Source organism: Actinacidiphila sp. bgisy160 (genome assembly GCF_057707815.1).
In genome coordinates this window covers 249,100-261,808 of sequence record NZ_JBYIQW010000003.1, presented here as the reverse complement: position 1 = coordinate 261,808, position 12,709 = coordinate 249,100, and the positions used below count along the sequence as shown (strand labels likewise).

The window sequence follows — 12,709 nt, the reverse complement described above, 5'->3', positions numbered from 1 at the left end:
GTGGCCCCCCCCCCTCCCCCCCCCCCCCCCCTCAGCTCTGCCGCCACTCGTACTCCTGCTCCCCGCAGCGCAGTGTGCGCGAACGAGGCAGCGCCCGGTCCACCCACTGCCGCGTACGGGCGATGTCCTCGCCCTGGTGGACGAAGGTGTAGCCCCGGGGCCGCAGCATGACGCTGACGAGCAGGCGGCTCCCCACGGCCACCTCGGGCTCCCCGGCCTCGTCCCGGTCGACGGGGAAGGTCAGCAGGCGGTCCCCTCGCTCGCCCTTGAGGTAGCGGTCCACCGCCATCCGCACCGACACCCGGTCCGGCTCCGCCCCGGGCGTCACCCGCAGCACCGTTCCCTCGGCGACGAGTTCGGTGCAGGCCAGCACCTCCGCGTCGGTCATGCGGACCGATTCGACGTCGGCCTCGCCGGTGCCGGCCCCGCAGCCGGCGAGCGCGGAGAGCACGAGCAGCGCCGCCACGGCGAGGGCCGGTCCCGTCCGGTCTCCCACCCTTCGTCCCACGTCCTTCGCTCCCCTCATGAGGTGTCGCTCTCGCACGGCAGGCCCCGGGAGGCCGTGAGTGCCTTCTCCATCCAGGCGCGGGCGGGGGCGATGTCCGCGGCGCCCTCGTACAGGTCCACCCGCTCGCCGGGGAGGGCGGAGACCATCACCAGGACGCGCGACCCGGGTTCCGGGGGCGGGGCAACATCGTCGTGGTCGTCGTCGACGTGGATCGTGAACGTCAGCCGGGGGGCGCCGCCGGCCGGCTTGATGCGGCGGTCGACGTCCATCACCACCCGCAGGTCCCCCGGCTCGCCGGTGGGCGTCACCTCTCGCACGGTGCCCTCGGCGATGTCGCTCGCGCAGGCGACGATGCCCTCCCGCGAGAGCTTCGCCTCGCTCGCCGCCGAACCGTCGCCCAGGGCGGCGTTCCGGGCCAGGACGACCCCGGCGACCGCCGCCACGCCCGCCACGACGGCGGCCAGGCACAGCGCCAGCGCCCTGCGTCCGCGGGGGCGGCCCTCCACGGGCGGGGCGGGCTGTGCGGCGAGGGCGTCGCCGATCAGCCGCACCTGGGTGCGTAGCAGGGCCACGTCGGCGCACGCGGCGGCGTATTCCTCCCCGGTGTCCGCGGCGCCGTCCGGCGGCACGTCCGCGAGGGCGGCCGACAGCGCCTCGTCCGCCCCGTGGGCCTCGTACTCGTTCCCGCTCATCGTCACACCACCTCCCTGGTGTGCAGCCGGCCGCGCAGCGCGCGCACGGCTGCGTGCAGCCGGCTCTTCACCGTGCCCTCCGGGACGCCGAGCGCCGAGGCGATCTCCGCCACGGGCAGGTCGGCGTAGAAGCGCAACGTCAGCACCTGGCGTTGCCGCGGCGGCAGTTCCTGCAGCCCGTCGGCGATCGCCAGGGCCAGCACATGCGCCTCTCCCCCGCCGTGCCGGGCCCCGTCCCGGGGCGTCAGGGCCGCGAGGCGCTCGCCGAGCCGCTCCTGACGGCGTCGCGAGCGGTGCCAGTCCATCGCCACGTTGGAGGCGGCGACGGCCGCCCACGCGCCCGGGTCCCGCAGCGGCTCGCGGCCGCCCGCCCGGCGCTCCAGCAGCTTCAGCCGCACCTGCTGCACCCCGTCCTGCAGATCCCCCGCCGGCACCCCGCCGAGCGCCAGGACGGCCCTTACGCGATCGAGGTGCTCCGGCGCGAGGGGGTCGTCCCCGTCCCCCGGCCGGGACCTCCGTCTCAGCAGCGCCACGCCCCTCCCCCTTCCGCGATTTCTCCTATGACGCGGCAGCGGCGGAAAACGTTCACCCCTCCTCCGGTCCCGCCCCTGGCCCTAACCTGGCGGGGTGTCCGCCCCTCATGAACTGACGATGCTGGAACAGGCCGCGGCCGTCCGGACGGGCGAACTGTCGCCCGTGGAGCTGACGGCCCACTACCTCGACCGGATCGAGCGGCTCGACCCGGCCCTCGGGGCCTATCTGACCGTCACGCCCGAACGCGCCCTGGAGGACGCGCGGCACGCCGAACGCGTGCTCACGGAGGGCGGGCGGCTCCCGCCGCTGCTCGGCGTGCCGGTGCCGGTGAAGGACCTGACGCCGGTGGCCGGGGTGCGTTTCACCTCCGGGTCGGCGGTCTTCGCCGACCGGGTCGCCGACCGGGACGCGTACCTCGTCCGGCTGCTGCGGGACGCGGGGACCGTCCTGACCGGGAAGACCAGCACCCCGGAGTTCGGGCTGCCCGCCTACACCGAGGGCGCCGTGGGGCCGCCGGCCCGCAGCCCGTACGACCTCGCGCGTGGCGCCGGCGGCAGCAGCGGCGGCGCGGCCGCGGCCGTGGCGGCCGGGCTGGCGGCGGCGGCGCACGGCAGCGACGGGGGCGGCTCGATCCGCATCCCGGCCGCCTGCTGCGGGGTCGTCGGGCTGAAGCCGAGCCGGGGCCGGGTCAGCCCCGCGCCGTGGGGCGACGCGAGCGGACTGGCCGTGGGCGGGCCCATCGCGCGCACGGTCCGGGACACCGCGGCGCTGCTCGACGTGCTGGCGGTGCCCGCGCCCGGCGACCCCTTCCGGCTGCCGCCCCCGGAGCGGTCGTTCCTGCGGTGGTGCGAGCACGAACCGCGCCGGCTGCGGATCGCCCGCTGGGCGGTGCCGGACGTCGCGGGGGTGGAGGTCGACCCGCAGGTCCTGGCGGCCTACGAGCGCACCTCGGCGCTGCTGGCCGGGCTGGGGCACGAGGTCGTGGACGTGCCGCAGCCGCTCGCCCCGGGCGACCGCGACGCGTTCACCCCGGTGTGGGCCGTGCTGGCCGCGCTGACTCCCGTGGCACCGGAGCGGGAGCGGGAGCTGCTGCCGCTCACCCGCTGGCTGCGCGACCAGGGGCGGGACGTGGGCGGCCTCGACTACGCCCGCACGCTGGGGGTGATGCAGGGCGTGGGCCGCAAACTGGCCGAGGCCGCCGAGCCGTACGACGCGGTGCTCACCCCGACGCTGGCACAGCTCCCCGCCCCGGTGGGCGCCCTGCGCGACGACGCCGACCCGGCGGCCGACTTCGCGGCGCAACTGGCGTTCACGCCGTTCACCGCGCCGTGGAACATCGCCGGGCTGCCCGCGGTGTCGCTGCCCCTGGAGTGGTCTCCGGCGGGGCTCCCCGTCGGCATGATGCTGGGCGCCCGGCACGGCGAGGAGGGCCCCCTGCTCGCGCTCGCCGCCCAACTGGAGGCCGCGTCCCCCTGGCAGCCCCGCACGGCCCGCGCGTTCGACCCACCGGGGTCCGCGGACGGACCCCCCGCCTGAGGTGGCTGCCGCACCCGGTGGCCGCCGGGTGCCGCAGCGCCCCGGTGGGCGAAGTGAGTGCCGACGGTTTCGTAATGGATCTCATAGGACTGGGTGATCGCGTTGTTCACGCCTGCGTCCAGGAGATTGCTACCTCTCGGCGCCGTCCGCCGCAGACCTTCGAGGACGTGCTGGGCCAGCTGGAGAGATCAGGGCTCACCGAGTCCGTGGCCGCTCTGCGCCTCGGACCGGGAGCTGTGAGCCAGCCCTCCTGCCGTCCCGCACAGAAGGCGGCTTACGAGGCGGAGCTGCCTGAGGAGTGGCTTCGTAGCCGGCGGACACAGCGTCTGATCACCGGCTGAAGGGCGGCCTGTCACCACACCGCCCCGGAGGCCGGCCTCGCGACGCGACCCCGTGGGAGGCGGCCGCCGGGTGCCGCCACTCGTGGGTGGGAGCGGGTGCACGGAATGCGACTGCGTCGCCACGCAGTGGGTATGGCTGAGGCTGTCCGGAGAACGCGCACCCGCGATGACGGCACCAGGAGGGCATCCCATGACCGAAGGCGCCGACCGGGACAGACTTGCCGCGCTGCACGGCGTGGACGTCACCTACCGCCCGTCGCCGGACCGCGAGGTGCGCGTGCCCGACGGGACGGTCGTGGCGGTGCTGGCCGCGCTGGGCGTCGACGCCTCGACCCCGGCGGCAGTGCGCGGCGCGCTGGCGGAGCACGACCACCGTGCCGGGCGCCGGCTGCTCCCCCGCAGCGTGGTGACGCGGGCCGGGCGTCCGCTCGGGCACCGGCTGCCCGAGGGCACCGTGCTGCGGCTGACCACGGAGGACGGCACCGAGGCCACCTGGGACGGCGAGGTGCCGCTGCCCGTGGGGCGGCACGTGCTGCGCGCGCAGGCCCCCGACGGGCGCACCGCGCAGGCGCAGCTCACCGTGGCGCCGGAACGGCTGCCCGGCCCCCCGGAGCGGGTCCTCGGCTTCATGGCGCAGCTGTACTCCGTGCTGTCCTCGCGGTCCTGGGGCATGGGCGACCTCGGCGACCTCGCGGACCTCGCGGCGTGGTCGGGCCGGGCGCTGCACGCGGGCTTCCTTCAGGTCAACCCGCTGCATGTGGCCGTGCCCGGGCGTCCCACCGACCCGTCGCCGTACCGTCCGTCCTCACGGCGCTTCCCCGACCCGGTGTACCTGCGGGTGGAGGAGATCCCGGAGTACGCCTACCTCGGCACCGACGACCGCGAGCGGGCGGTGGACCTGCTGCGCAAGGCGGCCGTGCTGCGCGACTCGGTGCTGCTCAAGGACGCCCTGATCGACCGTGACGCGGTGTGGGAGCTGAAGCGCGAGGCGCTCGCGCTGGTCCGCAAGGTGCCGCTGTCGCCGGGACGGCGGGCCGCGTACTGCGACTTCCTCGCGGACCAGGGGCAGGCGCTGGACGACCACGCCACCTGGTCGATGCTGGCCGAGCTGCACGGCCCGGACTGGCGCGGCTGGCCGGCGGGACTGCGCGACCCGCGCTCGGGGCAGGTCGCGCGGCTCCGCGGCGAACGCCTGGACCAGGTCGACTTCCACTGCTGGCTGGCCTGGCTGACGGACGCCCAGCTGGCCGCGGCGCAGCGTTCGGCGCGGGACGCGGGGATGGCGGTCGGCATCGTCCACGACCTCGCGGTCGGGGTGCACCCCTCCGGTTCCGACGCCTGGGCGCTGCAGGACGCGCTCGCCCACGGGATGTCGGTCGGGGCGCCGCCGGACGCCTTCAACGCCCACGGCCAGGACTGGGGCCTGCCGCCGTGGCGCCCGGACGCCCTGGCCGCCACGGGGTACGCGCCCTACCGCGACCTGCTGCGCAACGTGCTGCGGCACGCGGGGGGCCTGCGCATCGACCACGTGATGGGGCTGTTCCGCCTGTGGTGGGTGCCCGAGGGCGAGCCGCCGACGCGGGGCGCGTACGTCCGTTACGACGCCGTGGCGATACTCGGCGTGCTCGCCCTGGAGGCGCAGCGCGCCGGTGCCGTGGTCATAGGGGAGGACCTCGGCACGGTCGAGCCGGGCGTCCGCGAGGAGCTGGCCGACCGAGGCATCCTCGGCACGTCGGTGCTCTGGTTCGAGCGGGACTGGGAGGCGGCGCACGGATCCGCGCACGCCCGGCCGCTGCCGCCCGCGGCCTGGCGGGCGGACGCGCTGGCGACGGTGACCACCCACGACCTGCCGACGACGGCGGCCCGGCTGACCGGGGAGCACGTCGGGCTGCGGCACCGGCTGGGGCTGCTGACCCGGCCGCTGGAGGCGGAGCAGGCCGAGGACGCGCGGGAGGTCGCGGAGTGGCTGGCGCTGCTCGGCCGACTGGGGCTGCTGCCGGAGGGCGCCCGGGACGAGGAGGCGGTCGTCAAGGCTGTCCACCGCTTCCTGGCGCGCACGCCGGCCCGGATGGTCGGGGTGTGGCTGCCGGACGGGGTCGGCGACCGCCGCCCGCAGAACCTGCCGGGCACCTGGGACCAGTACCCCAACTGGCGGCTGCCGGTCGCGGACGCGGAAGGACGGCCGCTCACCCTGGAGCAGCTGACGGCCTCACCGCGGCTGCACGCGCTGGCGCACGAGGTGCGGACCGCGATGGCGGCACCCGGCGGGCCGTAACACCACCCCGGACGCGCGGGCCGCGGAAGCGTTCGCTACTTTGAGACCGTGGACAAGCTCAACAAGAACGCCCTGCGCGCCGGTGCCGTGACGGCTGGTACGGCGCTGATGCTGCTGATGTCGTCCCCCGCGTTCGCGAACGCCCAGGACGACGGTGCGGACCCGGGTCCCGGCCTGAGCGTGCTCCAGACGCTGGGCCTGTACCTCGCCCTCCCGATCGTCCTGTTCCTGGTCATCGCGGGCCTGGTCATCGTGACCGACAAGTCCCGCAAGACCCAGGGCTGATCCCTTTCCCACGTCGCTGACCGGGCCGCGGAGCACCGCGGCCCGGCCTCAGGCGTTCCCCGGCACCATGTGCCGGGGAACGGCGGCCGACCCCTTGTGCCGGGGGTGGCGGCCGCGAGAGCGTTCCGGCGGCCCGGGCCGTTCCGCCGCACCCCGCCGTCAGGCATCCGCGCCGTCGCCGGCCGGTGTCCGCGAGGGCGCGCGGGCCTTCCCCCAACGGCGTGAACCGAGGTGAAGACGGCGTGGGGAACGAGCGGCATCGCGCGGCAGCGCACCGGCCGCTGCGGAAAGCGCGGAAGACGCGAGGCCCCCCGCGGCGGTGTGCCGCGGGGGGCCTCGCGCTCCGGGTGGGTCAGCCGGCCGCCGCGTCCGCGGCCCGGGCCTTCAGGGCGCGGTCGACCCCGGCACGGCACTCCGTCACCATGCGCCGCAGCGCGGGTGCCGGATCGGCCGCCGCCAGCCAGGCGTCGGTGGCGTCCAGGGTCTCCTGGGAGACCTGGAGCGCCGGGTAGAGGCCGACGATGATCTGCTGGGCCATCTCGTGGCTGCGGGAGGCGAAAACGTCCGAGACCGCCGCGAAGTACCGCTGCGTGTAGGGCGCCAGCAGCTCGCGCTGGTCGGGCTCGGAGAAGCCCGCGATGACCGCCTCCTGGACGGCGTTGGTGAGCTTCTCCGCCTCGACGACCGAGGCCCACGCCTCGGCCTTCGCCTCGGCCGTCGGACGGGCGGCGCGCGCGGTGGCCGCGTGCCGCTCACCGGCCGCCGTGGCGTCCCGGCCGAGCTCCGCCGCGATGGCTTCCTCGTCGGCGCGGCCGGTCGCGGCCAGCCGCTGCAGGAAGGCCCAGCGCAACTCGGTGTCGACGGCCAGACCCTCGATCGTCTCCGTGCCGCCGAGCAGCCCGGCGAGCAGGTCGAGCTGCTCCTTGGTGCGGGCCGTGGCGGCGAACGCCCGTGCCCAGGCGAGCTGGTGGTCGCTGCCGGGGGCGGCCGCGCGCAGGTGCTCCAGTGCCGCCTCGGTCCACCGGGCGAGACCGGTCTCGCGCCAGTCCTCCGCGGCGTAGAGCTCCAGCGCCGTCTTCACCTGGCGGTGCAGGGACTGCACGACGCCGATGTCGGACTCCTTGCCGATGCCGGAGAGCACCAGCTCCAGGTAGTCGCGGGTGGCGAGTTCGCCGTCGCGGGTCATGTCCCACGCCGCCGCCCACACCAGGGCGCGCGGCAGCGACTCGGTGAAGTCGCCGAGGTGCTCGCGGACGGTGGCCAGCGAGGCCTCGTCGAGCCGCACCTTGGCGTACGACAGGTCGTCGTCGTTGAGCAGCACGACCGCCGGGCGCTTGACGCCGGTGAGCTCGGGCACCGGCGTCAGCTCGCCGTCGACGTCCAGCTCGACGCGCTGGACGCGCACCAGCTTGCCGTCCTGGAGCTCGTACGCGCCGACCGCGATGCGGTGCGGCCGCAGGATCGACTCGCCCTTGGCGCCGGGCGGCAGCGCCGGGGCCTCCTGGCGCACGGCGAAGGAGGTGATGGTGCCGTCGGCGGCGGTCTCGATCTCCGGGCGGAGGATGTTGATGCCGGCGGTCTCCAGCCACTTCCTCGACCAGGTCTTCAGGTCGCGGCCGGAGGTCTCCTCCAGCGCGGACAGCAGGTCCGTCAGGCGGGTGTTCTTCCAGGCGTGGCGCTTGAAGTACGCCTGCACGCCGGTGAAGAACTCGTCCATGCCGACGTAGGCCACCAGCTGCTTGAGCACCGAGGCGCCCTTGGCATAGGTGATGCCGTCGAAGTTGACCTGGACGTCCTGGAGGTCGTTGATCTCCGCCATGATCGGGTGGGTGGACGGCAGCTGGTCCTGCCGGTACGCCCAGGTCTTCATGGAGTTGGCGAAGGTCGTCCAGGAGTGCGGCCACCGGCTGCCGGGCGCGTACGCCTGACAGGCGATGGAGGTGTAGGTGGCGAACGACTCGTTCAGCCAGAGGTCGTTCCACCACTCCATGGTGACCAGGTCGCCGAACCACATGTGGGCCAGCTCGTGGAGGATCGTCTCGGCGCGCACCTCGTAGGCGGCGTCGGTCACCTTGGAGCGGAAGACGTACTGGTCGCGGATGGTGACCGCGCCCGCGTTCTCCATGGCGCCGGCGTTGAACTCCGGCACGAAGAGCTGGTCGTACTTCGCAAAGGGGTACGGGAAGTCGAACTTCTCCTCGAACCAGTCGAAGCCCTGCCGGGTGACCTCGAAGATCGCGTCGGCGTCGAGGAACTCCGTCAGCGACGGACGGCAGTACAGGCCCAGCGGCACACTGCGGCCGCCCTCGCCCTCCCAGGTGCTGTGCACGGCGTGGTACGGGCCGGCGATCAGCGCGGTGATGTACGTGGAGATGCGCGGGGTGGGCGCGAAGCTCCACACATTGCCGGCCGGCTCCGGGGTCGGGGAGTTGGAGACGACCGTCCACCCGGCCGGGGCCTTCACGGTGAAGGTGAAGGTCGCCTTGAGGTCGGGCTGCTCGAAGCAGGTGAAGACCCGGCGGGCGTCCGGGACCTCGAACTGGGTGTAGAGGTACGCCTGCTTGTCGACCGGGTCGACGAAGCGGTGCAGGCCCTCGCCGGTGTTGGTGTACGCCGCGTCCGCGACGACCCGCAGCTCGTTGGCGCCGGCCCGCAGCGACGGCAGGGCGATGCGGCTGTCGGCGAAGACCTCGGCCGGGTCCAGCGCGGTGCCGTTGAGCACCACCTCGTGGACCGTGGGGGCGACCAGGTCGATGAAGGTCGAGGCACCCGCCTCGGCGGAGCCGAAGCGCACCGTGGTCACCGACCGGAAGGTGCCGCCCTCCTGGGCCCCGCTCAGGTCGAGCTCGATGTCGTACGCGTCCACGGTGAGCAGGCGGGCTCGCTGCCGCGCCTCCTCGCGTGTGAGGTTCGTGCCGGGCACGTGTCCGTCTCCTTCGTCGGGTTTTCGGCCATCCTCGCACGCGGGAGGGGCGGGACGGCCGGGGGTTTTCCCTCGACCGGCCGGTCGTGTCCCCGGGCGCCGCCGGCTACCGGCGGTACAGGCCGCGGGCACGGGGCGGAAGGAGCGCATCCACACGTTGACACGCCCTCCGTGCGGGTGACGGTCCGTCGGGCCATGACTCCGGGCAGGGGGGAGTCGCCGCGACGCACACGGCAGCGCTCGTCGCCGCCGTCGACGGCGGGGTGGGTCCCGGTGCGGCTGTCCCTGCCCGCGGACGGCGTGCCCGGCTTGTACGAGGTGCCGCCGGCGTTCCGCGCCGAGGGCCGCGCCGTGCGGCAGACCGTCACCGTGCACGCCTGTCCGCGCACCGGCGGCCCCGGCCTCGCCGCGGGCGCCCGGGCCACTTCCTCCGGTGACGAGACGGCGGACTTCCCGGCCTCGGCGCTGACCGACGGCGACCCCGGGATATCCGCTGGTCCTCCCCCGTCCGGGACAACGCCTGGGTGCAGGCCGAGCTGCCACGGGCCGCCGGGGTCGGCCGGGTGGTGCTGCGCCGGCAGGACGCGTACGCCTCCCGCTACACGGTCCTGACCTCGGCGGACGGCCAGAGCCTGCACACCGCGCTGCGGTGGTCTCCGGCGGCCGCCGCGGCACGGAGTCCGTCCGGCTGGACGCCCCGTCGGACACGCGCCGCATCCGTGTGCAGGGACTGGAACGCGGCACGACGTACGGCTGCCCGCTGTACTCGATGCGGGCCTACGCCGTCACCTCAGCACCGTCCATCACCCTCCTCAACCGGCCGTTCTCCGGTGACCGTTGCCGAGTGAGCGCGCGTCTGCCACTATTCACTCAGTACATGTATCGAGTGAATAGAAGGAGGGCGTCGCATGAGTACCGGCAACGTCCTGCTGGGCCTGCTCGCCGCCGGGCCCGGCCACGGCTACGACCTCAAGCGGCGGCACGACGAGCGCTTCCCCCAGGCACGCCCCCTCGCGTACGGGCAGGTCTACACGAGCCTGCAGCGCCTGGTGCGCGACGGCCTCGCCGAGGTCGACGCCACCGAGAGCGACGGCGGCCCGGAGCGCACGACCTACCGGCTCACCGAACAGGGCCGGCTGGCACTGCGGACCTGGCTCGGCGAGCCCGTACCGCCCGCCCCGGTCAGCGCGGCCAACGAGATCTTCGCCAAGGTCACGGCGCTCATCGCCTCCGGCTTCGGCGACCCGGCGGCCTTCCTGCGCCTCCAGCGCGCCGCTCACCTCGCCCGGATGCGCGAACTCACCGCCGCGAAGGCCGCGTCCGGCGCCCCGCTGTCGGCCGTGCTCTCCGCCGACTACGCCCTCACCCATCTCGACGCCGACCTGCGCTGGATGGACAACGCCGCGCAGCGCCTCGGCGCCCTGGCCGAGGAGGTCACCTCAGCATGACCACACCCCTGATCGAGGCCCGCGGCCTCGTCAAGCGGTACGGCACCACCAACGCCCTGCGCGGCGCCTCGCTGCGCCTGCTGCCCGGGGAGATCCTGGCCGTCACCGGGCCGAGCGGCAGCGGCAAGTCCACGCTGCTGCACTGCATGTCGGGCATCGTCCGGCCGGACGAGGGCGAAGTCCGCTACATGGGCGGCGACGCCGGCGGGGAGCGGCTCGACCAGGCCGGGGAGGCACGCCGGTCCATGCTGCGGCGCACCGACTTCGGCGTGGTCTTCCAGTTCGGCCAGTTGGTCGGCGAACTGACGGCCCTGGACAACGTGGCCCTGCCACTGCTGCTGGCCGGGAACTCCCGCGCCGCCGCCCACGAGAGCGCGGGCACCTGGCTGGAGCGTTTCGGGGTGCGCGGTCAGGCCGCCCTGCGCCCGGGTGAGATGTCGGGCGGGCAGGCGCAGCGCGTCGCCCTGGCCCGCGCGCTGGTCACCGGCCCGAAGGCGGTCTTCGCCGACGAGCCCACCGGGGCGCTGGACTCCCTCGCCGGCGAGCAGGTCATGACCGCCCTGGTCCACGCGGCCCGCGAGTCCGGTACCGCGGTGCTCCTGATCACGCACGACGCCCAGGTCGCGGCGTACGCGGACCGCGAGGCGACGGTGCGGGACGGTGTCGTCGAGGGAGAGGACGAGCCCGTCGCCGAGGTGACCCGGTGAGGGGGCTGCGGGGGGATGCCCTGCTGGCGTGGGCACTGCTGCGGGGCTCCCCGCGCAGCCAGTGGTGGCGTCTGGCGCTCACCGCGCTCGGCGCGGCCCTCGGCACGGGCTTCGCGCTGGCGGCCGTCGTCGTCGCTGTGATCAACACCCGGTTCGGGGGCGGGGAGCACCGGTACACCAACGACCTGCTGAACGAGGCCGGCCTGCGACCGGGCGTGGTCGCCGCACTCCTGCTGCTCCTCGTGCCGGTACTGGCTTTCGTGGGGCAGTGCACGCGGATCGGCGCGCTTCGGCGCGAGCGGCGGCTCGCCGCGCTCCGCCTGGCCGGGGCGACCCCGAGCCAGGTGCGGCGGATCTCCGCGCTGGAGACGGGCGCCGCGTGCGGGCTCGGCTCCCTGGCCGGACTGGCCGGTTTCCTGACGCTGCGCGCGGTCCTTGACGCCGGCGCACCGGCCATGGCCGCGGACGGCGGGGCGTTCCGGCTCCTGACCTGGCCGACCGACGTACCCGTTCCGTGGCCTGCGGCGATCCTCGTGGTGCCGGGCCTGCCGCTGCTGGCCACCGCGGAGGCGTGGTTCACGCTGCGACGGGCGGCCGTCGATCCGCTGGGCCCGGCCGCACGCCGGCCACGACGGACCCGCACCGGCCCGGGCATGTGGCTGCTGGGCCCCGTGGCGCTGATCGCGGGCATCGGGCTCGTGCTGCTGGGGCTGACCGTGCGCCTGAGGCACGTGCCGATCGTGCCGATCGTGGTGGCGATCCTCGCCCTGTGCGCCGTCGGACTGGTGTACACCAGCGCCGGGCTGGCGCTGTTCACCGGACGGCTGGCCGCCCGCTCCGGCCGCCCGGCCCTGCTGATCGCGGGGGAGCGGCTGCGGGCCGACCCGTGGGCGTCGGCCCGCGCCCACACGGTGGTGATGCTCGCCTCACTGGTGGGCGTCGGCTGGGTGGTCATGCGACGGGTGACGGTCGAGATGTTCCGGAACGGCCCGGACTATGCCGGCGGTGACGTCTCCTTCTACGTCGGCGGCTACGACCTGGCCGGGCTCGCGCTGCTGATCGGCGTCTCGGTCACCGTCAGCGGGCTGGCCGTGGGCGTCGTGGAGTCACTCATGACCCGCCGCCGGGCCCTGGCCGCCCTGGCCGCGGCGGGCACGCCCCGGAAGGTGCTGTGGCGCGCCACCTTGCTGGAGACCGCGCTGCCCCTCGTCCCGGCCCTGCTCCTGGGCGCCGGCTGCGGCCTGGCGCTCGTCGCGCCCGTCGTGCTCCACGGTCAGGGCCGCCCCCTGCCGCTGCTGGAGCCGGCGCTGCTCACGGGCGGCCTGCTGGCCGCATCCCTGCTGGCGACCGCAGCCGGCCTGCCGCTGCTGCGCCGCACCGTGCACCCGGCGCAGTTGCGCCACGAGTAGCGGCGCGGAGGGTGCGCGGAGGGGCCCCGGACCGGCACGGGGGTGCGGTCC

General features: G+C 75.1%; 11 protein-coding genes. 7 read left to right on the top strand and 4 right to left on the bottom strand.

Going from position 1 to position 12,709, the window contains the following annotated elements; all coding sequences use genetic code 11:
* Positions 1-31 precede the first annotated feature (31 nt).
* The 3 genes from AC3EUJ_RS05670 to AC3EUJ_RS05660 are packed head-to-tail and all read right to left on the bottom strand — an operon-like array spanning position 32 to position 1,727.
* Positions 32-508, bottom strand: a complete 477-nt coding sequence (locus AC3EUJ_RS05670; RefSeq protein WP_431959822.1) for a hypothetical protein — start codon at positions 506-508, stop codon at positions 32-34.
* Between the two features lie 14 nt (positions 509-522).
* Positions 523-1,200, bottom strand: a complete 678-nt coding sequence (locus tag AC3EUJ_RS05665; RefSeq protein ID WP_431959821.1) for a hypothetical protein — start codon at positions 1,198-1,200, stop codon at positions 523-525.
* A 2-nt stretch (positions 1,201-1,202) separates the two neighbouring features.
* A complete protein-coding gene (locus tag AC3EUJ_RS05660; RefSeq protein ID WP_431959839.1) occupies positions 1,203-1,727 on the bottom strand; it encodes a sigma-70 family RNA polymerase sigma factor in 525 nt (174 codons plus the stop codon).
* A gap of 100 nt (positions 1,728-1,827) precedes the next feature.
* On the opposite strand from AC3EUJ_RS05660, the gene AC3EUJ_RS05655 reads away from it, so the two are divergent.
* The 4 genes from AC3EUJ_RS05655 to AC3EUJ_RS05640 all read left to right on the top strand — a co-directional run bounded on the left by AC3EUJ_RS05655 (position 1,828) and on the right by AC3EUJ_RS05640 (position 6,171).
* Positions 1,828-3,270 (top strand): amidase, encoded by a 1,443-nt coding sequence (locus AC3EUJ_RS05655; protein ID WP_431959820.1) that lies wholly within the window; start codon positions 1,828-1,830, stop codon positions 3,268-3,270.
* Between the two features lie 17 nt (positions 3,271-3,287).
* Positions 3,288-3,611, top strand: coding sequence for a VapC50 family PIN domain-containing toxin (locus AC3EUJ_RS05650; RefSeq protein ID WP_488180943.1), 324 nt, complete (start codon positions 3,288-3,290; stop codon positions 3,609-3,611).
* 190 nt (positions 3,612-3,801) lie between these two features.
* The gene (gene malQ, locus AC3EUJ_RS05645; protein ID WP_431959819.1) at positions 3,802-5,886 is read left to right on the top strand and encodes a 4-alpha-glucanotransferase; all 2,085 of its coding nucleotides are present in this window, start codon (positions 3,802-3,804) and stop codon (positions 5,884-5,886) included.
* Positions 5,887-5,934: 48 nt separating this feature from the next.
* The gene (locus AC3EUJ_RS05640; RefSeq protein WP_431959818.1) at positions 5,935-6,171 is read left to right on the top strand and encodes a hypothetical protein; all 237 of its coding nucleotides are present in this window, start codon (positions 5,935-5,937) and stop codon (positions 6,169-6,171) included.
* 352 nt (positions 6,172-6,523) lie between these two features.
* On the opposite strand, the gene pepN is transcribed toward AC3EUJ_RS05640, so the two are convergent.
* Positions 6,524-9,094, bottom strand: coding sequence for an aminopeptidase N (pepN, locus tag AC3EUJ_RS05635; RefSeq protein WP_431959817.1), 2,571 nt, complete (start codon positions 9,092-9,094; stop codon positions 6,524-6,526).
* A 908-nt stretch (positions 9,095-10,002) separates the two neighbouring features.
* Between pepN and AC3EUJ_RS05630 the strand changes: the two genes are divergently transcribed.
* From AC3EUJ_RS05630 to AC3EUJ_RS05620, 3 genes are read left to right on the top strand one after another with little or no spacing between them, the layout of a single operon-like run.
* Positions 10,003-10,542 (top strand): PadR family transcriptional regulator, encoded by a 540-nt coding sequence (locus AC3EUJ_RS05630; RefSeq protein ID WP_431959816.1) that lies wholly within the window; start codon positions 10,003-10,005, stop codon positions 10,540-10,542.
* Complete coding sequence (locus tag AC3EUJ_RS05625) at positions 10,539-11,249, top strand: ABC transporter ATP-binding protein (protein ID WP_431959815.1); 711 nt, start codon at positions 10,539-10,541, stop codon at positions 11,247-11,249. Before AC3EUJ_RS05630 ends, AC3EUJ_RS05625 begins: the two co-directional genes overlap by 4 nt.
* Entirely contained in the window at positions 11,246-12,658 is a 1,413-nt protein-coding gene (locus AC3EUJ_RS05620; RefSeq protein WP_431959814.1) for an FtsX-like permease family protein, read from the top strand. Before AC3EUJ_RS05625 ends, AC3EUJ_RS05620 begins: the two co-directional genes overlap by 4 nt.
* The last annotated feature ends 51 nt before the right edge of the window (positions 12,659-12,709 follow it).

Coding starts and splice junctions, on each gene's coding strand:
- malQ (WP_431959819.1), top strand. CDS start 3,802: ATGACCGAAGGCGCCGACCGGGACAGACTTGCCGCGCTGCACGGCGTG.
- AC3EUJ_RS05625 (WP_431959815.1), top strand. CDS start 10,539: ATGACCACACCCCTGATCGAGGCCCGCGGCCTCGTCAAGCGGTACGGC.
- AC3EUJ_RS05665 (WP_431959821.1), bottom strand. CDS start 1,200: ATGAGCGGGAACGAGTACGAGGCCCACGGGGCGGACGAGGCGCTGTCG.
- AC3EUJ_RS05630 (WP_431959816.1), top strand. CDS start 10,003: ATGAGTACCGGCAACGTCCTGCTGGGCCTGCTCGCCGCCGGGCCCGGC.